Annotated in this window: 16 protein-coding genes; 9 read left to right on the top strand and 7 right to left on the bottom strand. The window is 64.8% G+C overall.

Translation table 11 applies throughout. From position 1 onward, the window contains the following. The first annotated feature begins 5 nt into the window (after nucleotides 1-5). From FFS08_RS13510 to FFS08_RS23505, 5 genes are all read left to right on the top strand, one after another. Entirely contained in the window at nucleotides 6-1,043 is a 1,038-nt protein-coding gene (locus FFS08_RS13510) for an alpha/beta hydrolase (RefSeq protein WP_137862144.1), read from the top strand. Nucleotides 1,044-1,241: 198 nt separating this feature from the next. Next, nucleotides 1,242-1,862 (top strand): Ig-like domain-containing protein, encoded by a 621-nt coding sequence (locus FFS08_RS23850; RefSeq protein ID WP_212742016.1) that lies wholly within the window; start codon nucleotides 1,242-1,244, stop codon nucleotides 1,860-1,862. 40 nt (nucleotides 1,863-1,902) lie between these two features. Continuing rightward, entirely contained in the window at nucleotides 1,903-3,645 is a 1,743-nt protein-coding gene (locus FFS08_RS13500) for a hypothetical protein (RefSeq protein ID WP_137862143.1), read from the top strand. 17 nt (nucleotides 3,646-3,662) lie between these two features. Then, a complete protein-coding gene (locus FFS08_RS13495) occupies nucleotides 3,663-6,392 on the top strand; it encodes an RHS repeat domain-containing protein (RefSeq protein ID WP_137862142.1) in 2,730 nt (909 codons plus the stop codon). A gap of 97 nt (nucleotides 6,393-6,489) precedes the next feature. Further along, nucleotides 6,490-6,657, top strand: coding sequence for a hypothetical protein (locus FFS08_RS23505; RefSeq protein ID WP_163584793.1), 168 nt, complete (start codon nucleotides 6,490-6,492; stop codon nucleotides 6,655-6,657). A 326-nt stretch (nucleotides 6,658-6,983) separates the two neighbouring features. On the opposite strand, the gene FFS08_RS13490 is transcribed toward FFS08_RS23505, so the two are convergent. Next, nucleotides 6,984-8,378 (bottom strand): leucyl aminopeptidase family protein, encoded by a 1,395-nt coding sequence (locus tag FFS08_RS13490; RefSeq protein ID WP_137862141.1) that lies wholly within the window; start codon nucleotides 8,376-8,378, stop codon nucleotides 6,984-6,986. A gap of 163 nt (nucleotides 8,379-8,541) precedes the next feature. Here FFS08_RS13490 and FFS08_RS13485 point away from each other — a divergent pair, with 163 nt between their 5' ends. Next, entirely contained in the window at nucleotides 8,542-10,977 is a 2,436-nt protein-coding gene (locus FFS08_RS13485) for a membrane-bound PQQ-dependent dehydrogenase, glucose/quinate/shikimate family (protein ID WP_171012605.1), read from the top strand. Between the two features lie 298 nt (nucleotides 10,978-11,275). Here the strand turns inward: FFS08_RS13485 and FFS08_RS13480 are convergent, their stop codons facing one another. Then, the gene (locus FFS08_RS13480) at nucleotides 11,276-12,184 is read right to left on the bottom strand and encodes a hypothetical protein (protein WP_137862140.1); all 909 of its coding nucleotides are present in this window, start codon (nucleotides 12,182-12,184) and stop codon (nucleotides 11,276-11,278) included. Then, nucleotides 12,184-13,587, bottom strand: coding sequence for a serine hydrolase domain-containing protein (locus tag FFS08_RS13475; protein WP_137862139.1), 1,404 nt, complete (start codon nucleotides 13,585-13,587; stop codon nucleotides 12,184-12,186). Before FFS08_RS13475 ends, FFS08_RS13480 begins: the two co-directional genes overlap by 1 nt. A gap of 291 nt (nucleotides 13,588-13,878) precedes the next feature. Here FFS08_RS13475 and FFS08_RS13470 point away from each other — a divergent pair, with 291 nt between their 5' ends. Then, nucleotides 13,879-14,154, top strand: coding sequence for a hypothetical protein (locus FFS08_RS13470; RefSeq protein WP_137862138.1), 276 nt, complete (start codon nucleotides 13,879-13,881; stop codon nucleotides 14,152-14,154). 45 nt (nucleotides 14,155-14,199) lie between these two features. Here the strand turns inward: FFS08_RS13470 and rimO are convergent, their stop codons facing one another. After that, the gene (rimO, locus tag FFS08_RS13465; protein ID WP_137862137.1) at nucleotides 14,200-15,531 is read right to left on the bottom strand and encodes a 30S ribosomal protein S12 methylthiotransferase RimO; all 1,332 of its coding nucleotides are present in this window, start codon (nucleotides 15,529-15,531) and stop codon (nucleotides 14,200-14,202) included. A 95-nt stretch (nucleotides 15,532-15,626) separates the two neighbouring features. On the opposite strand from rimO, the gene FFS08_RS13460 reads away from it, so the two are divergent. Next, nucleotides 15,627-16,031 carry a DUF1761 domain-containing protein gene (locus FFS08_RS13460; protein WP_249341047.1) on the top strand — a complete coding sequence of 135 codons (405 nt, stop codon included), beginning with the start codon at nucleotides 15,627-15,629 and terminating at the stop codon, nucleotides 16,029-16,031. A gap of 4 nt (nucleotides 16,032-16,035) precedes the next feature. Here FFS08_RS13460 and FFS08_RS13455 read toward each other — a convergent pair whose 3' ends face one another. Next, the gene (locus FFS08_RS13455; protein ID WP_212742015.1) at nucleotides 16,036-16,392 is read right to left on the bottom strand and encodes a DMT family protein; all 357 of its coding nucleotides are present in this window, start codon (nucleotides 16,390-16,392) and stop codon (nucleotides 16,036-16,038) included. A 41-nt stretch (nucleotides 16,393-16,433) separates the two neighbouring features. On the opposite strand from FFS08_RS13455, the gene FFS08_RS13450 reads away from it, so the two are divergent. Then, nucleotides 16,434-17,189 carry an AAC(3) family N-acetyltransferase gene (locus FFS08_RS13450; RefSeq protein WP_249341328.1) on the top strand — a complete coding sequence of 252 codons (756 nt, stop codon included), beginning with the start codon at nucleotides 16,434-16,436 and terminating at the stop codon, nucleotides 17,187-17,189. Here FFS08_RS13450 and FFS08_RS13445 read toward each other — a convergent pair. Both FFS08_RS13445 and FFS08_RS13440 read right to left on the bottom strand, forming a co-directional pair. Further along, on the bottom strand, nucleotides 17,186-18,193 hold the full coding sequence (locus FFS08_RS13445) for a potassium channel family protein (protein WP_137862134.1): 1,008 nt from the start codon (nucleotides 18,191-18,193) through the stop codon (nucleotides 17,186-17,188). The two genes, FFS08_RS13450 and FFS08_RS13445, sit on opposite strands and share 4 nt — an antisense overlap. After that, a complete protein-coding gene (locus tag FFS08_RS13440; RefSeq protein ID WP_137862133.1) occupies nucleotides 18,193-19,308 on the bottom strand; it encodes a M23 family metallopeptidase in 1,116 nt (371 codons plus the stop codon). Before FFS08_RS13440 ends, FFS08_RS13445 begins: the two co-directional genes overlap by 1 nt. Nucleotides 19,309-19,342 lie beyond the last annotated feature (34 nt).

Raw genomic sequence — 19,342 nt, 5'->3', positions numbered from 1 at the left:
GTCCGATGCCGTTTCTCGCCTGGTTCGCCTGCCTGTTCGCCCTGATCGCCATGCCCGCCGCCGCGAGCACGCTCGACCATGGCCGGATCGACGCCGCCAGCCTGCGCGGCAACGCCGCCGGGCTGCCGAGCGCGCGGGGCATCACCGTCTATCTGCCCGATGGCTATGCCGCCAACCGTGCGAAGCGCTTCCCGGTGATCTATTACCTCACCAATTTCTTCGAGGACGACCGAGCCCCCTGGGCGAACAACGGAGCGCAGGCGCTGCTCGACCGGGCAGTCGCGCGCGGCGTGATCGGCGGCGTGATCGTCGTGACGGTCGACTGCACCACGCCGGCGGGAGGCTCCTGGTACGTCAACTCGCCCGTGACCGGGAATTGGGAGGATTTCCTCTCCCGTGAGCTCGTCGCCTGGGTGGATGCGCGCTATCGCACCCTGGCCTCGCGGGATTCGCGTGGGATCGCGGGCGATCGGATGGGCGGGCATGGCGCAATCCGCCTGGCCATGCGCCACCCGGAGGTCTTCGGCGCGGTCTATGCGCTGCACCCGATCGGCATGGGGCCGGGGTTGCAGCCCATGTTCTCGCGGCCCGACTGGCGGCTTCTCCAGGATGCCAGGGGGATCGAGGACCTGCGCGGCGACGGCTTCTCGTTGATCTTCACATCGATCTTCCAGGCGCATCTGCCGGATGCGGCGCGGGCGCCCCTGTTCTTCGATCCGCCGGCGCGGCTGGCGGATGGCAGGCTGGCGGTGGATCCGGTGCTGACCGAGCGGCTCAACGCCAGCTTCTTCCTCGATCGCCAGCTGCCGGCGCATGCCGACAATCTGAAGCGCCTGCGCGGCTTCATGTTCGACTGGGCCCGGGGGGATGCCAACCCGGACCATATCGTCTCGCTTCAGGCCTTCACTCGCACGCTCGACGCGTTCGGCGTGCCCTATGAGGCCGAGGAATATCGCGGCGGCTGGGGCGATCGCCACTGGGGCGAGGACGGGCGCATCTACGCCGAGATGCTGCCCTTCTTCGCGCGCAAGCTGGCGTTCTAGGGGCGGCCTGCTGTCCTCTGGCGCCCATATCGGCCACTGCGAAGCGGCCATCAGGAATTGCCCCATTTCGGTCTATTCGGTCGGTGGACCGATCGGATCGCGGGAAATAGCCTGCGTCCCATTGACAGAATTCGGGGCATTTCCCGATCTGATCGAGATAGAGGGGCGCAACTTCGATAGCCCCCAGAGGGAGGGGCTATGCGTCTTCGCTTGTTGGCGTGCACGAACACGCTGGCGATAGGTCTCGCGTCGTTGCCGGCACAGGCGCAGGAGACGACCAGCTATCAATATGATCAACTCGGGCGGCTGGTGCGGTCGTCGATCAGCGGCGGTCCGAACAGCGCGGTCACGATGGCGACGTGCTTCGATCCGGCGGGCAACCGGGTGCAATATTTCACCGGTACGACCGCGCCTCCCGCCTGCGTCACGCCGACACCCACGCCGACCCCGACACCCACGCCGACACCGACTCCCACGCCCACTCCGACGCCAACACCCACGCCAACGCCGACGCCGCCGGTCGCGGTGAACGATTCGACTTCGTTCGTCTGTTCGACGACGAAGACGGTGAACCTGCTGGCGAATGACTATGACCCGAACGGCAATGTTCCCTTGACGTTGGTGTCGATCAATCCGTCTTCGGGATCGATCTATGCGTCGATCGTCAGCAGCACGTCGGTGATGTTCAGCGCAGCATATACCGGCACCGCGAGCTTCACCTACACGATCGCGAACAGCCTGGGTGCTACGGCCACCGGCATCGTCACCGTGACCGCCACCGGCAACAACAATGCCTGTATCGGCGAGCCGCCCGTCTAGCGCCCTGCCGCTCCACCCTGAATTCCTCATGGAGACCAGAATGCACATGCATGTTGCGCGGCTTTTGGTGGCCTCGGCGATGCTCGGCGCGGTACCCGCGACGGCACAGATCGTCCCGCCCAAGACCTATGTAACGACGCCGACCGGGGTAAATCTGGCCGATGCCTCCTTTACCTACTCGGTCGATGATTTCCAGATCGGGCCGCTCAAGCTGCAACGCTATCATATCGGCAGCTATCTGAACGATCCGAACAGGATGTTCTTCGGGGCGCATACGAGCCACAATTTCGACATCTATGTCTCGCGGCGCACCGTCCATGCGAACGACTGGCGCACGACCGTGCATCTCGGGACCAGCGCCAGCGGGATGTTCTTCGAAGGCAGCACGAGCATCGGACGCGGCAACCGGGATGCCGAAGGAACAACGCTCGCCAAGCCCGGCGGGAACTATGTCTATACCGACAAGGACGGCGTCGTTTACGCCTTCACCTCCTCGGTGCCGGCGGCGGGCACGGCAACCGGGTCGCAGCGTGTCTCGACCATCACCTTTCCGGATGGCCGGGTTCAGACTTTTTCCTATGTCGGCGGCCAGCTGAAACTGGTCAGCGACAGTTCGGGCTATGCGATCCTGTTCGAATATAATGGGATCGGGACTGTTTCCGCCGCGTGCGGCTTCAATCTCGCCCATAGCTATGTGACGACGGCATCGAGTTGCACGGGTGCCGCGCTGGTTGTGCGGTACAGCTACAGCAGCTCGTCCGGGCCGGACTATGTGCTCACCGGAGCGACCGACATATTCGGCAACACGACGGCCTATGCCTGGGATGATCATGGCATCACCTGCATCACGCCACCCGGCTATTCCAGCTGCAAGATCGCGAACACGTTCGGCGTCAACGGATCGAGCTGGCAGCTCCTCCAGCAGACGCTCGCCGACGGCTCGGTATGGAAGTATGGCGCCGATCTTGCTGCCGGGATGATCGTCGACGAAACAGGCTATTATCCCGATGGCTCCAATGGCTCAGGCTATATCGATCCGGACGGGAAAGCGACCGGCGTCAATTTCACCAAGTCGACACCCTATTCGATGACCGATGCGAACGGGAACGTCACCCAATATCGGTACACGGGCGCGCAGGAATATTTCAGCACCGACCCGACGAATTCGGAAGGGAGCTTGCTGACCGAGGCAACCTTCCCGGAGGGCAACAAGTATATTGCGACCTATGACGGTGCCAATAACTTGATCAAGCAGGCGATGCAGGCGAAGCCCGGCAGCGGGCTTGCCGACCAGGAAGTCACTTTCGGCTATGGCGGCACCACGCCGCAAAACGCCGCCAAGCCCACCTGGAAGCGGGATTCGAGCGGCAACCAGACGGATCTTGCCTATGCATCCTGGGGCGGCACGCTTTCGGAGATGCAGCCCGCCCCAAGCGCGGGAGCGGCGCGGCCGCTGAAGCTGTACGGCTATGTGCAGAACTATGCCTATGTGAAGAACGCGGGGGGTGCGCTGGTGGCGTCTGGGGCGCCGATCTGGCTGCCATCGAGCGAGACGCTGTGCCAGACCTATGCGGGGAGCAGCACGGCGACCTGCGATCCGGGGGCGCCGATCACCACGACGACATATGAATATGGCGCGAGCGGGACGGCGGACAATCTGCTGTTGCGTGGGGCCGTGGTGAGCTCGGGCGGAGTGAGCCTGCGCAGCTGCTACGGCTATGACGAATATGCCAACAAGATCTTCGAGACCAAGCCGCGGGCCGGCCTGGCGAGCTGTTCGTGAAGCGGAGGCAGGGGGACATGACGATGCAGAAGATTGTCGCTCGGCTGCTGGGCTCGGCCGCGTTGCTCGCACCGGTTGCTGCGATGGCGCAGTCAGCGCCTTCCGGCTTCACCACGGGCACGCGCTACGACAAGGCGCGTCGGGTGGTGGGGACGATCGCTCCCGATCCGGATGGCGCGGGTCCGCTCCATCATCTGGCGTTGCGTAACAGCTATGACGCCCATGGGCGCCTGACGCTGGTCGAGAAGGGCGAGCTTGCCTCATGGCAACCGGAAGGCATCGCGCCGGAGAACTGGCCGGGTTTCTCGGTGCAGCAGAGGATCGCCACCGACTATGATCTGCTAGATCGCAGGGTGAAGGAGACTTTGCTCGGGTGGAACGCAGCCGCAGGCAGCTGGGACACGGCACAGGTGACGCAGTATAGCTATGACAGCGTCGGTCGCCTCCAATGCACGGCGGTGCGGATGGATCCGGCATTGTTCGGCAGCCTGCCGACGAGCGCCTGCGCCCAGAGCAACTCTTCCAATCCGATCGATCGGATCACGAAGAACCTCTATGACGCCGCCGGCCAGATCGTGCAGATTCGTCAGGCAGCAGGATCAAACCTCGAACAGGCCTACGTTACCTACGGTTTCACGGCGAACGGCAAGCAGGAATATGTCGTCGATGCGAACGGCAACAAGGCGCGGCTGGTCTATGACGGGCATGATCGCCAGGTGCAGTGGCAATTCCCCTCGGCGAGTGCGCCGACGGGCTACAATCCCTCGACGCCCGCCAATGCGCTGGCGACGGCGGGCGCGGTCAACACCAACGACCGCGAGGAATATGGCTATGACGCGAACGGCAACCGCACCTCGCTGAGGAAGCGCGACGGACGGGTGTTCGGCTACACCTTCGACGCGCTCAACCGGATGACGGCGAAGATCGTGCCGACGGCGTGTGTGGCGGGCTATGCGTGCACTAGCGTGAACCCCTCCGCGACGCGCAGCGTCTATTACAGCTACGACCTGCGGGGCCTGCAGACGGCGGCGCGGTTCGACAGCGCGAGCGGCGCGGATGCAGTGACGAACGGCTATGACGGGTTCGGGCGACTGACCTCCAGTGCCACCAGCATGGCCGGGGTGAGCCGCAGCCTGAGCTATCAATATGATGCCGGCGGCAACCGGACGCAGATCACCCATCCGGACGGCAATGTCTTCACCTATGCCTATGATGGTCTCGACCGGCCGGCGGACACCTATGAGAGCGGGCTGTACCAGCGGCTGCATTTCGATTGGGACAGCCAGGGGCGCCGCTGGGGCGAGTGGCGAGGGGCGGTCTTCTCCACCTATGGTTATGATCCGATCTCGCGGACGACCAGCATCGCCAACGATCTGGCCGGCTCGGCCTACGACCTGACGACGTCTCTCGGTTATAATCCGGCAAGCCAGATCGTCGGCAGGACGCGGTCCAACGATGCCTATGCGTTCACGGGCTTCGTGAACGTCAATCGGGCCTATGCGCCGAATGGGCTCAACCAATATGCGAGCGTGGCCGGCACCGGCTTCGGCTATGATGCCAATGGCAACCTGATCTCGGATGGCACTACCAGCTACGCCTATGACGCCGAGAACCGGCTGGTGGCGAACTCGGCGGGGGTGAACCTGGTCTATGACCCGCTGGGCCGGCTCTACCAGGTCTATCGGGCCGGAGTGAGCGATACGCGCTTCCTCTATGACGGCGACCAGCTCACGGTTGAATATGACGGGTCGGGCAATCTGCTGCGGCGCTATGTGCACAGTGTCGGTGAAGACGATCCGATGCTCTGGTATGAGGGGGCATCGCTCGCCGACCTGCGCAGCATGCAGGTCGATCACCAGGGCTCGATCGTGTCGGTCGCCGATGCCGGGGGCAACAAGCTCGCGATCAACAGCTATGACGAATATGGCATCCCGGGGGCGGGCAATATCGGGCGGTTCCAGTACACCGGCCAGGCCTGGATCCCCGAGCTGGGCATGTACCACTACAAGGCCCGCATCTACTCGCCCACCCTCGGGCGCTTCCTCCAGACCGATCCCATCGGGTACAAGGATCAGGTCAATCTCTATGCTTATGTCGGGAATAATCCGATGAATGGCACCGATCCGTCAGGCGCTTTCGGTTTGTTGGGTGAATGCCCCGCGGGCAGCAGATGCTCTAGCAACGGTACGGATACTGATGCACTAAAGATGAGTATTCAAAACCAGGTTAGCCAGGACCTTGATCGAGCTGCGGGAGGGATAGAAGGTGGATTGTCTCAAGGCTTAAATCGGCACTGTCCAGAAATATATAATTGCACAGATGATGGCTACACGGAGCGCATGGCTACAAAGATAATTGCGCTATTTCGGAACGACACTTTCAGAACTGCTGTTGTAAATTCTTGGTTCAAAGCCACAACGGAACATAAGGAAGTGGCATTCGGGGGAAAAGGGTTCGACAACTTTAAAATGACGACCCCCATGATAGTTGGAACGGAAACAAGAATATCGGGAAAGCAAGTAAGATTTATATACGATAGCGGCGCGACAGTGATGTTTCATACGCATCAAAGTATGTTGGGGCATCCTGCCATGAGCGTTGATGACTTTAATACGGCTATTGGGTACGGAATATTCAGTCTCGTTTACGCGGGGCAGAACAGAGGAGGCAATAATGGCTGGTGGTTCGCTGATGGGCTTCCATTTAGATCGAAGGAGATCTGGAGATCGTGGCCGCCTCCCAGATAAATGGATAGCGGTCCCATGCGCGATTTTGATAGTTGCCTTGCCCTCTTGCCAGAGTGATTGCGATGCTGGGCGCGCTGTTAGAATATCGGAAGCTGATATGGCAAAGAAGCAGGTGAAAACTGAGGGATTATCTAAAAAGATAATAGATGGAAAAAAGTATTGGATCATCGAGCATAATCCGCCTCCCGGTGGATTTGGTGGAGGCGCTTCTCATAGAATCGAAAAAGGGAGCTGCAAAATTAGCGCCTCGGAATTTTCACTTTAGGCGCTTGCCGTAAGCGATTGATTGCATGAATTCTATGTGAGCATGGATGGTACAAAATAGCATGCCATCATGATTTTTTAGTTTCGCCGCCATCTTTCGATGTTCATGGGTCTCAAAGATGCCATGCGCCAATGGCGTTGGCCGGGCCACATTTTAGCTGGAATGGTCAGGGGCGCGGCGGGAGCGCAATTCTGCCTTCAGACGGCCATGACCTGATCTCGCGACCGGTTGGCACGCCAATGACGTGGCCGGCCCGGCTATTATGTGACGATACTCTCAGCACGCATTCCTCCGCCCCCTCCCTCGCCGGGAGGGGACGGCGAGGCTTATTTCGCGTAACGGTCCTTCAGCACCTTCCACACGGCGCGCAGGCTCACGGCCTCGGCGCCCTTGGGGCGGCCCGGCTTGTGGCTACCGTTCCAGCAGAAGATGTCGAGATGCGCCCATTGCGCCTTCTCGGGGACGAACTCCTTGAGGAACAGCGCTGCGGTCAGCGCGCCGCCGAACGGCGCCTCGGCAGCGTTGACCATGTCCGCCACATCCGACTTCAGCATCTCCTTGTACGGATCGTAGAGCGGCAGCCGCCACATCGGATCCGCCTCGGTCTCCGCCGCGGCCAGCAGCTCGCTCGCCAGCGTGTCGTCATTGGCGAACAGCGCCTGCAGGTCGGCGCCCAGCGCGACGCGGGCGGCGCCGGTGAGCGTCGCATAGTCGATCACCAGCTCCGGGCCCTTTTCCTCGGCCTTGGTCAGCGCGTCCGCCAGGATCAGCCGGCCCTCGGCGTCGGTGTTGCTGTTCTCCACCGTGATGCCCTTGCGCGAGCGCATGATGTCGCCCGGGCGCGTCGCCTCGCCGTTGATCGAGTTCTCGACCGCGGGGACGAGCATGTGCAGCCGCACCGGCAGGCGCGACGCCATGATCAGCTCGGCAGTGGCCAGCGCGTGCGCCGCACCGCCCATGTCCTTCTTCATCAGCCGCATGCCGGCGGCCGGCTTGATGTCGAGCCCGCCCGAATCGAAGCAGACGCCCTTGCCGATGATCGCGATCTTCGGATGCTCGGGATTGCCCCATTCGATCTCGATCAGGCGCGGCTCGCGGCCCTTGCCGGCGGCCTTGCCGACCGCCCAGAGCAGGCCATAGCCTTTCTCGACTTCGTCGCCCTTCACGACTGTGAGCTGGCCGCCATGGGCCTTGACCAGCTCGGCCGCGGCGGCTTCGAGATCGGCGGGCCCCATGTCGTTGGCGCCCGTGTTGATCCGGTCGCGCAGCTTGGAGGTGGCATTGGCCATGCGTACCGCGTCCTCGATCCGCGCGGGATCGGAAGTGAGCAGCACGCGCGGGCCGACCGGCGTCTTCTCGTCCTTCTTATAGGCATCGAACTTGTACTGGGCGGCGAGCCAGCCATGGAGCGCCTTGCCGGGTTCAGTCCCCTCGACGCGATAGGTGCCTTCCGGAAGCGTCTCGGCCAGCTTGGCGAGGCACCAGGCCGAGAGGCGCTCGGCGTTGGCGACGACGCTGACCACCGACCAGTCCTCGGGCGCGTCGCCCGGCAGGATCGCGCTGGCATGGGGAGAAGGCGCCAGTTTCTGCGCAGCCGCGGCGGTGCGGTGGCGCGGCGGCTGGGCGGCGAGCCAAGCATCGAACCCCTTGGCGTCGATCACGTGGATGGTGCGGGCGGGCTGGCCCTTGTCGGGCTGAACGAGCGTGTTGGGATCAGGCATGCGCGTTGATCTAGGATGGCGAGGCCGGAGAGGCTAGGGGGCAACTGACTTTCGTTTGCACCATAACCGTCGCCCATCGGCCAACATGAATTTTAGTTCATGAGGGAACCCTATCGTTCCGGCCCCGGTTTCCCGGATGTCCGCGGGCAACAGGGAGCAAGCGATGACCGACACGCGCTATGAAGGGGAGCGCATCCCCTATCTCGAGCCAGTGGAGGAAGCGCCTCCGCGGCGGCGCAGCCTGGCTGCGATGATCGTCGGTGCGGTGATCGGCCTGATCGGGCTGGCGCTCGCGATCGGCGGCATCTGGCTCGCGGTGCTGGGCGGTTCGCTCTACTATCTCCTCACCGGTGCGCTGATGCTCTGGTCCGGCTGGATGCTGGTTCGCGGGCAGATGAGCGGCGGCTGGCTTTATCTCGCCATCGTGGTCGCCAGCATCTTCTGGGCCTGGTGGGAAGTCGGGGCCAATCCCTGGGCGCAGGTGCCGCGCGTGATCGCGCCGGTCGTTCTCGCCCTGGCGGTGATCCTGGTGCTGCCGACGCTCACTTCGTCGCCAGGCAAGTGGCGGCTGGCGCTGGGCGGCGTCGCGGTGGCGCTGCTGCTCACCGTGATCAATTTCTGGGCCGCCGCCGCCGGCCAGCCCGATCCGGTGGTCGCCGGCCTGCCCGCGCCGGGCACCGCGGGGATGATGGATCCGTCGGGCCAGCAGACCGGCGCCGACTGGCCGGTCTATGGCGGCACCACCAGCGCGCGACGCTATTCGCCGCTCGTCCAGATCACGCCGGCGAACGTTTCCAGGCTCAAGCAGGTGTGGCTCACCCATACCGGCGACCTGCCGTCCTCCGCGATGATCCGGAAGACCTATGGCGCGGAAAACACGCCGCTCAAGGTGGGCGACAGCCTGTACATCTGCACGCCAAAGAACATCCTGCTCGCGCTCGATGCGGCGACCGGCATGGAGAAGTGGCGCTATGATCCCAAGGTGCCGGACGATGCCATCCCGTACACTGCGGCGTGCCGCGGCGTGGTCTATCATGCGGTCCCCAATGCGCCGGCGGACCAGGCCTGCGCGACGCGGGTGATCGAGGGCACGCTCGATGCGCGGCTGATCGCGGTTGACGCGAGGAACGGCAGGCCCTGTGCCGATTTCGGCACCAACGGCCAGGTCGACGCCAAGCAGGGCATGGGCAAGGTTCCGCCCGGCTTCGTCTCGATCAATTCGCCGCCCACGCTTGTCCGCGGTGTGCTCGTCACCGGCCATCAGGTGCTGGACGGGCAGGATCGCTGGGCGCCATCGGGGGTGATCCAGGGGTTCGACGCAGTCACCGGCCGGCTGCGCTGGGCCTGGGACATGATGCATCCGGACTGGAACGGCGCCCCGCCCGCCGGGCAGGAATGGGCGCGCGGCACGCCGAACATGTGGACGATGGCGAGCGGCGACGAGCAGCTGGGGCTGGTCTATCTCCCGATGGGCAATGCCGCGGCCGATTATTACTCGTCGCTGCGCCGGCCGGAGGAGAATTTCTACGCGACTTCGCTGGTGGCGCTCGACGTGACCACCGGCAAGCCGAAATGGCGTTTCCAGGCAGTGCGCAACGATGTGTGGGACTATGATTTCGGCGCCCAGGCGACTCTGGTCGACTATAAGGGCGCGCCCGCGCTGATCCTGCCCTCGAAGCAGGGCGACCTCTACATCCTCGACCGCCGCACCGGCCAGCCGCTCACCCCGGTGGGCGAGATGAAGGCGCCGGGCGGGGGCGTCGAGCCGGAGCAGCGCCCGGATACCCAGCGCGTCTCGCTGTGGCATACGCTGCGCAAGCCCGACCTCACCGAGCGCGACATGTGGGGCATGTCGCCGATCGACCAGATGCTGTGCCGCATCAACTTCCGCCGGGCGAGCTACAAGGGCTTCTTCACGCCGCCTGAGGCGGATCGCCATTCGATCCAATATCCCGGCTACAATGGCGGGACCGACTGGGGCGGGATCGCAGTCGATCCGCAGCGCGGGGTGATCGTCGCCAATTACAACGACATGCCCAACTATGTCCGGCTGGTCTCGCGCGTCGAGGCCGACAAGCTGGGCTGGGCGCCGCGCGACCAGGCGCGGGGCAAGATCGGCGGGGCCGAGGGCGCGGGCGATCCCCAGGCGAACACGCCCTATGCGATCAACGTCAATGCGGGCTGGCGGATGCCGTTCACAGGCTTGCTCTGCAAGCAGCCGCCCTATGGCGGGATCCGCGCAATCGATATGGCAAGCGGCAAGACGATCTGGGACCGCCCTTTTGGCGAAGCGCGCACCAACGGCCCCTTCGGCATCCCCTCGATGCTGCCGGTGACGATCGGCACCCCCAACAATGGTGGTGCGGTGGTGACGGCGGCCGGGCTGATCTTCGTGGCGGCGGCGACCGACAATCTGATCCGCGCGATCGACCTGAAGACCGGCAGGACGCTGTGGAAGGCCGTGCTGCCGGCGGGCGGACAGGCCACGCCGATCACCTATCAGGTGAACGGCAGGCAGTATCTCGTCATCTATGCCGGCGGCCACCATTTCATGGAGACGCCGGTGGGAGACGAGGTGGTGGCCTATGCGCTGCCATGATCGACCCGCGTCTTGCAGGACCGCGGGCGGGCGCTACGCTCCTTGCCGCAAGAAGGAGAGGTTCCCGTGAAAGCAAGCGCAAGCGAAGTCCCTGGATTCCCTTGTCCCCAGTGCGGCAATCGCGTCCATATCGATCTTGGGGAGTTCCTGCGCACGTCGGAAGTGACTTGCTCCTATTGTCTGCTTCGCCTTTCCATAGACCGCAAGGCAAGCGACGGGTTCGCCGCAAGGATGCAGAGTCCGCCGATCATGCGGGGCGGCAAGGACAGGTAAGAGCCAGGCTGGCCGGTGCCGGAGTTCAGCGCAGCGCCTTCACCTGTGGCGCGCACAGGGCGATCGCACGGTCGATCATGAAACCCAGGCGGTCGCGCGCCAGGGCGAGCTCGGCCGGGTCCAGCCCCCGGTCGAGCGTCTCGAAGTTGAGATAGGCGAGCCCGTGCAGCACGGCATAGTTGGAGAGCGAGCCGTCGCTGGTCACCACGCGTTCCTGCACGACGTTGAAATCGGCGCCGACCATCGCGTCGCGGCAGAAGCCGGCGGCGGGCGTGTCCCTGGCGAGGAAGGTGGCGAAGGCGACGGTGTCGTCATCGTCGAACGGCCACGCCTTCGACATCGAGGGGCTCGGGATCAACGTATCGTCGCAATAGCGGATGGAAATGATCCCACTGCCCTCCGGATCGCCCTTGTTGCAGTGCGAACTCGCGGTTTCGAAACCCTTGGCATTGGTATGGAGCGCGATGATCGGCCAGGCGCCGTGCGCGAGATCGGCCAGGATGTTTCGCGCATAGCCGGGAAGGGCGGTGTCGAAATTGCGATTGGGATCGATCGGCCGGCCATAGTCGACGGCGTTGTTGAGCCGCTTGCCGTCATCGCCGGGCGAGATGCCGGAATCGGCCGCGATCAGCACGCCGCCATATCTTCGCACGGCAGCAAGCCCGGCCTCGAACCCGGCATTCTCATTGTCATGGGGCACGAAGAAGAGCGGTCCGTCGGAGTGTTTCGCGTTGGCGATGCGCCACAGGCGCCAGGACGCGCGCTCCTCGCGGAACTCGATCGCCGAGACGGCGAGACCCCGCCACTCCGCCGGATCGCGGTGCCGGGCGAAGTCGTCGTCCTGCACGGTCAGCGGATCGACCGCCCGCACCGTCGCGGCATCCGGCGGGCTGGCGGCGAACAGCGCCGCGGCGGCGATGGCAAGCAGGCGCATCAACCCCTCGGCTGGATCAGGAACTGCTCGAATTTCCCTTCCTTGCCCGGCTCGGCATAGGTGATCGCGATCAGCTTGCGGCCATCGGCATAGACGATGTCGTAGTTGCGGTTGACGAAGCCGCCGCGCAGCCGTGGCTTGCCGCGCGCGGTGAAGCTTGCCGGATCGCCGAGCGGGGCCAGGCTGGTATGATAGTCCTCGGTCGCCTGAGCGGTGAAATAATAATTGGCGTCCTCGGTGAGCTTGGCGCGGTCCAGCGTGCCGGTGCGGAGCTGGTCGAAGACCTGGCGCGCGAGCAGGTCGCGCGTTTCGTCAAGCGAGAGCGCCGCCGGCGCCTGGGCCACGGGATGGAAGAGATCGGTGATCCCGCCGGTGATCGCGTCCTGCGCGCCGCCGAAATCGGCATTGACCAGCGCGACCACGGCGAAGCGCTTGTCGGGCATCACGAAATTGTCGGAGAGGAAGCCCACTGCCTCGCCGCCATGCTCGACGGTCCTGTCGCCCGCGCGGCTGCCGACCGAGACGCCGAGGCCATAATGGGTATCGGCGCCGTTGGTGAGCCTGATCGCGGTTTCCTGAGCCGCCCAGTCCTCGGGGCTCAGGATCTTGCGGTCGATCCGCGCGATGTCCCATTTGGCGAGGTCGCTGGCCGACATGGCGAGCTCGCCGGCTGCCCATAGCCAGCCATGCGCCGCCGGCCGGGCCGCGCGGACCGGGCCGAGCGCGAAGCGGTGATTGCCCTGGGGGAAGCCCGTGCCCACCGCATAGTCCTGATCCATCGCGTCGATGCCGAGCGGCTTGAAGATCTTCTTCCGGAGATAGTCGAGCAGCTTCATGCCCGACGCCTTCTCGATGATCATGCCGGCGACGACATAGCCCGTGTTCGAATATTGCCAGGCGGAGCCCGGCTCGAAATCGAGCGGCTTCTTCGCCCAGCGATCGAGAATCTGCTGCGGTGTGACCGGCTTCGCCATCGCGGCGAAGTCATAGTCCTGCGGCCAATAGTCCTGGATGCCGGCAGTGTGGCTGAGCAGCTGGCGGATGCTGATCCTGTCGGCATCGGTGATGTCGGGCACCCATTTCGATACCTTGTCGTCGAGGCTGAGCTTGCCTTCCTCCTCGAGCAGCAGGATCGCCGCGGCCGTGAACTGCTTCGAGATCGATGCGATCTGGTATTTCGCCGCCGGGCTGGTCGCCTTCATCCCGGGTCCCTGATCGCCATAGGCCCTGGCGAAGACGATCCTGCCGTCGCGCACGATCGCGACCGAAGCCGAGGGCACGCCCGAGGACTTGAGCGCGTCGGCGACGATCTTGTCCACCTGCGCGGTTTCGGCGGGCGTGAGCTGTCGCGCCGCAGCGGGCGTTGCGACGAGAAGCGCGGCGGCGAGGAAGGGACGGAACATCGGGCCTCCGGAATGGAATGGCTCGGAGCTTAGGCCAGCATTCCGGCTCCGTCATCCTCGCAGGCGTTTCCGTTTCGCGGCCGGCACTTGCCCGATGGGCGTGCCGAGTTTCCGGAGAGGCGTGCAATATCACCCCGTTACGGGGTAATTACCTGTTAGTAACGGGCAAGAATACCTCCGCGTGATGGAAAAAGTTTACGCGGTTTTATCGCAAGAAGTCTCGTGGTATATTCACGGCGGGGCGCAACATAATCAAAGCATATTTCTCACCTATAACAGGGGAGGTTTGCCATGTTGTTTGCATTCGCAGCGATGATGGGATGGTGTGGCACGAAATGGCCGGGCTGGTGGCGCTGGCCGCGTCCGCCGCATCCGGATCCCGAGCCCTGGTGGCGGCTGGTCGACGGCATTCTCGGGGCGGTGGGTGGCGTGATCGCCGTCAGCCTGTTCGAGCCCATGCTGCGCGACCAGGGATTGATGGCCACCGGCCTGACGGCGTTCTTCGGCGGCCTGGCCGTTGCGACGGCCGTGGAAGCGGTGATGGGGCTGAACGCCAAGGCGCGCTGAGCTCTAGGGGGCGGGCGGTGCCCCCAGGGCACCGCCTTGCTCGCGTCAGGCGAGCGGCACTCCGTAGAGATCATGCTCGTCCGCATCCTCGATTTCGACCTGCACGATGGCGCCCTGCTCGAGATGGCCGGCGTCGCGCAGGAACACCTCGCCGTCGATCTCGGGCGCGTCGGCCTGGCTGCGGCCAGTGGCGCCGCCTTCCTCGTCGACTGCGTCGATGATCACTTCGAGCGTGCGGCCGACCTTGGCCTGGAGCTTGGCGGCCGAGATCGCCGCGGTTTTCTCCATGATCCGGGCGTAGCGCTCTTCCTTGACTTGTTCGGGCACCGCGCCGGGCAGGTCGTTGGCGGCAGCGCCCTCGACGGGCTCGAAGCGGAACGCGCCGACCCGGTCCAGCTGGGCCTCGTCCAGCCAGTCGAGCAGATACTGGAAGTCCGCCTCGGTCTCGCCGGGGAAGCCGACCACGAAGGTCGAGCGGATCGTCAGGTCCGGTGCGATCTCGCGCCATTTGCACAGCCGTTCGAGCACCTTGGCCTCATTGGCGGGACGCTTCATCGCGCGCAGCACCGATGGGCTGGCATGCTGGAACGGGATATCGAGATAGGGGAGGATCAGTCCCTCGGCCATCAGCGGGATGACCTGGTCGACATGCGGATAGGGATAGACATAGTGGAGCCGCACCCAGGGCGCGATCCGGCCGAGCTCGCGGGCGAGATCGGTCATGTGGGGAACGACCTCGCGGCCCTTCCACATGCGCGGCTCCTTGCGGATGTCGACGCCATAGGCCGACGTGTCCTGGCTGATGACCAGCAGCTCCTTGGTGCCCGCCTCGACCAGCTTCTCCGCCTCGCGCAGGATCGCGTCGGGGCGGCGGCTGACCAGGTCGCCGCGCAGCGCCGGGATGATGCAGAAGGCGCAGCGATGGTTGCAGCCCTCGGAGATCTTCAGATAGCTGTAATGGCGCGGGGTGAGCTTCAGCCCCGCATCCGGCACCAGATTGACGAAGGGCGAGGGCGGCATCGGCGCCGCCTCGTGCACTGCGCCGACCACTTCCTCATATTGATGCGCGCCGGCGACGGCGAGCACGTTGGGAAAGCGGGCGCGGATCGTCTCGGCTTCCTTGCCCATGCAGCCGGTGACGATCACCCGGCCGTTCTCGGCGATCGCCTCGCCGATCGCTTCGAGCGATTCCTCCTTGGCGCTGTCGAGAAAGCCGCAGGTGTTGACCAGCACGACGTCGGCGCCGGCATAGTCGGGCGACATCGCATAGCCGTCGCTACGCAGCTTGGTGAGGATCCGCTCGCTGTCGACCAGGTTCTTGGGACAGCCGAGCGACACCATGCCCACGCGGGGCGCCTCGGGGAGTTTGGTTGCCATGATTGGCGCGCGACATAGGCTTTTCTGGCGAAATTGCTAGCCGGGGCATTCCCGCGTAGCTTCGCATACCTGCAATTGTCGAGGGGGGAAGCGTGATGCAGATACATTGGCTGGCGATATTGGCGGCAGCGGCGGCGGGATTCGCGGTTGGCGGAATCTGGTATGGGCCGCTGTTCGGCAAGGCATGGGCGAAAGCACGCGGGTTGAGCGACGAGCAGCTCAAGAGCGGCGCGAACATGGGCATGATCTTCGGCACGACCTTCGTGCTCAACCTGGTTGCCGCCTTCGCGCTCGACCATCTCTACAACAGCTATGATGCGCCGGTGGGGCTCCACCATTCGCTGGCGATCGCCGCGATCATCGGTATCGGCTTCATCGCCACCTCGGTGGGCGTGAACTATCTCTTCTCGCGCCTGCCGCGCGCGCTGTTCCTGATCGATGCCGGCTATTGGATCGTCATGTACCTGGTGATGGGCGCGATCTTCGGGCTGATGGTCTGAGCGCTCAGCCCGGCGCGCGGAAGATGAACCATGCGCCCGCCGCGATCAGCGCGAAGCCGACCAGGTGATTGGCGGTGATCTTCTGCCCGAGATAGAGGATCGAGAAGCCGACGAACACGGTGAGGGTGATCACTTCCTGCATCGCTTTCAGCTGCGCCGCCGAATAGACTGCGCTGCCCCAGCGATTGGCCGGCACCGCCAGGCAGTATTCGACGAAGGCGATGCTCCAGCTCGCCAGGATGACGAGCAGCAGCGGCGCCTGCTTGAACCTGAGATGCCCGTACCAGGCGAAGGTCATGAAGACGTTCGAGCCGATCAGCAGCAGGATCGGGGTCAGGCGGGCAAGGAGCATTTCAGGCATGGCGCGACCTTGGCCGGCATGGCATCAGGGTCAAGATGGAGATGATTTCCCGAAACGAGCTGCTCGAGCAGCTGCGCGACCTGGGCGTACGCGAAGGCGGCGTGCTGCTCGTCCATATGAGCTATCGCGCCGTCCGCCCGATCGAGGGTGGGCCCGAGGGGCTGATCGAAGCGCTCACCGATGCGCTGGGGCCGGAGGGCACGCTCGCCATGCCGTCGGCGACCGGTGACGACGATCTTCCGTTCGATCCGGCGATCACGGCCAATCGCGACGATCTGGGCATCGTCGCCGACTTGTTCTGGCGCATGCCGGGCGTGCTGCGCAGCCCGCATTTCGATGCGGTATCGGCGCGCGGACCGAGGGCCGAGTGGATCACCGGCGGCCCGTTCGTGCTGCCACCGGCCGCGCCGGACAGTGCGATCGACCGGATCCGCCGGGTTGGCGGGCAAGTGCTGCTGCTCGGCGTCGGCCATCACGCCAACACCATGCTCCATCTGGCCGAGCTGGTCGGCGGCGCGCCCTATCGCAGCGACTTCCACTATGTCGATGCCCGGGGCACCGAGGTGCATTATGGCGAGAATGACAGCTGCTGCGAGAAGTTCGAGCTGGCCCAGGGCTGGCTGCTGGACGCGGGCTTGGTGCGTTCGGGACAGGTGGGCCATGCCGAGGCGCGGCTGATGGACGCCGAAGACCTGGTGCGGATCGCGGCGGAGAAGGTGCGGGCCGATCCGCTGGTGTTCCTGCACCCGGCCGATGCGGGCTGCGAAGAGTGCGACGAGGCTCGGGCGAGTCTCTAGCGCGCGATGATTTCCAGGATCGTGTCGCCCGCGAGCAGCGTCCGTGCTTCCGGAGCCTTGTGCCCATGGGGCACGCCGTTGCGATAGATCTGCACCCCCAGGCCGGTCGCGATCTCCGATAGCGAGCGGCCGATTTCGTCCGGGTGTACGATGCGCTCGGAAAGCTCGACGCTGCCATGGATCGAGGCAAGGTCGGTCAGATAGTCGGCGAGATGGCGGCCCTGGCACGAACTGGCGAGCAGCAGCCCGGCGAAGCTCACTGGGTTGACCACCGTCGTCGCCCCCGCTGCCCGCGCCGGGAGTTCATTGTCCTCGTTGCGCACGATCACGCTGATCGGCACGCCGGGCGCCAGGTGTCGCGCGGTGAGCGTGATCAGGATCGAGGTGTCATCGCGCCCAGCGCAGACGATCATCGATTCGGCGCTCGTTATGTGCACGTCCGTGAGTATCTGATCGCGCGTCGCATCCGCCTGCAGGACGATGCAGCCGCGTTCCTCGGCGCGGGCGATATTGGCTTCGTTCTGGTCGATCACGACGATGTTGCCCGCATCCCTGCCGCGGGCGATCAGCTCGTCGACCGTCTCCGAGCCGGTGGTGCCATATCCCGCCACGATGATGTGTCGCGAAAGGGTCCGCTGGATCACTGCCATACGCCATTTTTCCCAAGTGCGCCTGAGCACGAAATTATAGGCGGTGCCGAGGAAGAGCAGCACCACGAAGATGCGGATCGGCGTGACGACGAACGCATCGAACATCCGTGCCGAATTGCTCACCGGCACGATGTCGCCATAGCCGGTCGTCGTTATCGAGATCGAGGTGAAATAGAGAATGTCGAGGAAGCTGACATGCCCGTCGGCCGAATCCCTCAGCCCGTCGCGCTCGATCCAATGGACGCCCACCGCCAGCGCGAGCAGGGCCAGCACCGCCAGTACCCGCCATCCGATCGAGGCCCAGACGGGCATGCTCGATTTGCGCTTCAGCGTGGAGGATGGCCTGAGCGCCATCAGCGCGCGGGCAGTCTCGGCAGCGGATCGACGGGATTGCGGCCCTGGCGGATCTCGAAATGGAGTTCCGGACGGTCCGCGAAGCCCGAATTGCCCGAGAGCGCGATCATCTGGCCCTTCTTCACTGCCTGGCCGCGCTGTACGAGCAACTGGCCGGCATGACCATATACCGTCGTCCAGCCATCGCCATGGCGAAGGATCACCAGGCCGCCCAGCGCCGGAATGTCGGAGCCGACATAGGCGACTACGCCGTCCGCCGCCGCGAGCACGGGCGTATCGAGCGGCGTGGCGATCTTGATACCGTCATTGCGTTCCCCGCTGGCGCCGGGGCCGAAGCGCTTCACCACATTGCCCTTGAGCGGCCATTGGAAGCCGCCGGCGAGCCGGGCCGGCGCCGCCACCGGGGTGGTGGGCGACAGGACGCGGGCGGAGGAAGCGGTCGGCTGGGCCGGCTTGGCCTTCTCGGCAATGGCGGGCTGGCCGCCGGTGACGATGTCGTCGACGCCCAGGTCGAGATGGAAACGCGCGGCGCGCTGCTCGATCGTCTCGGGGCGGCCCGAAGGCGACGCCGTGTCCGGGATGAGCAGCCGCTGGCCGGTGCGCAGGATGTACGGCTCTTCCAGATCGTTGACCGCGATGATCCGCGACCAGTCGACGCCATAGGCGATCGCGATGGCGATGCCCGTCTCGCCGTCGCGGACCAGGTGATAGCGGCCCCCCGGGATCACGAGCTTCTGGCCGACGCGGATCACGAAGGGTGAGGGGATGTTGTTGGCGCGGGCGATCGCTTCCGATCCGGCGCCGGTCTTCATGGAAATCGAGCGCAGCGAATCGCCCTGCTGGACCGTGTAGGTGCTGCCCGCCACGACATGCGAATCCGCTTGCACCCTGCGCGCCTGCCAGGGCGCCGGTGGAGCGGGAAGGCGGCGCACGTCCTGCTCGTTGCCGAGCGCGGGGCGTTCCCAGCCGTCCTGCTGTGGCTGGGGTTGCGGACGGCGGTCCTGGCGCGGCGCGGGCCGATCATAGCCGGAGTCGCGATAGCCACCGCCGGTCTGCGGAATGCAGGCGGCCAGCATCAGCAGCGCCAGCGGCGCCATCGGCCTTGCCCCAATCATCCCGACCCCCACGTTAACCATATCCGATCGTACC

The organism is Sphingomonas sp. 1F27F7B (genome assembly GCF_005503355.1).
GTDB lineage: Bacteria > Pseudomonadota > Alphaproteobacteria > Sphingomonadales > Sphingomonadaceae > Sphingomonas.
Note: the sequence above shows the minus strand (reverse complement) of the source record. Positions and strands in the feature narration are given on the sequence as shown.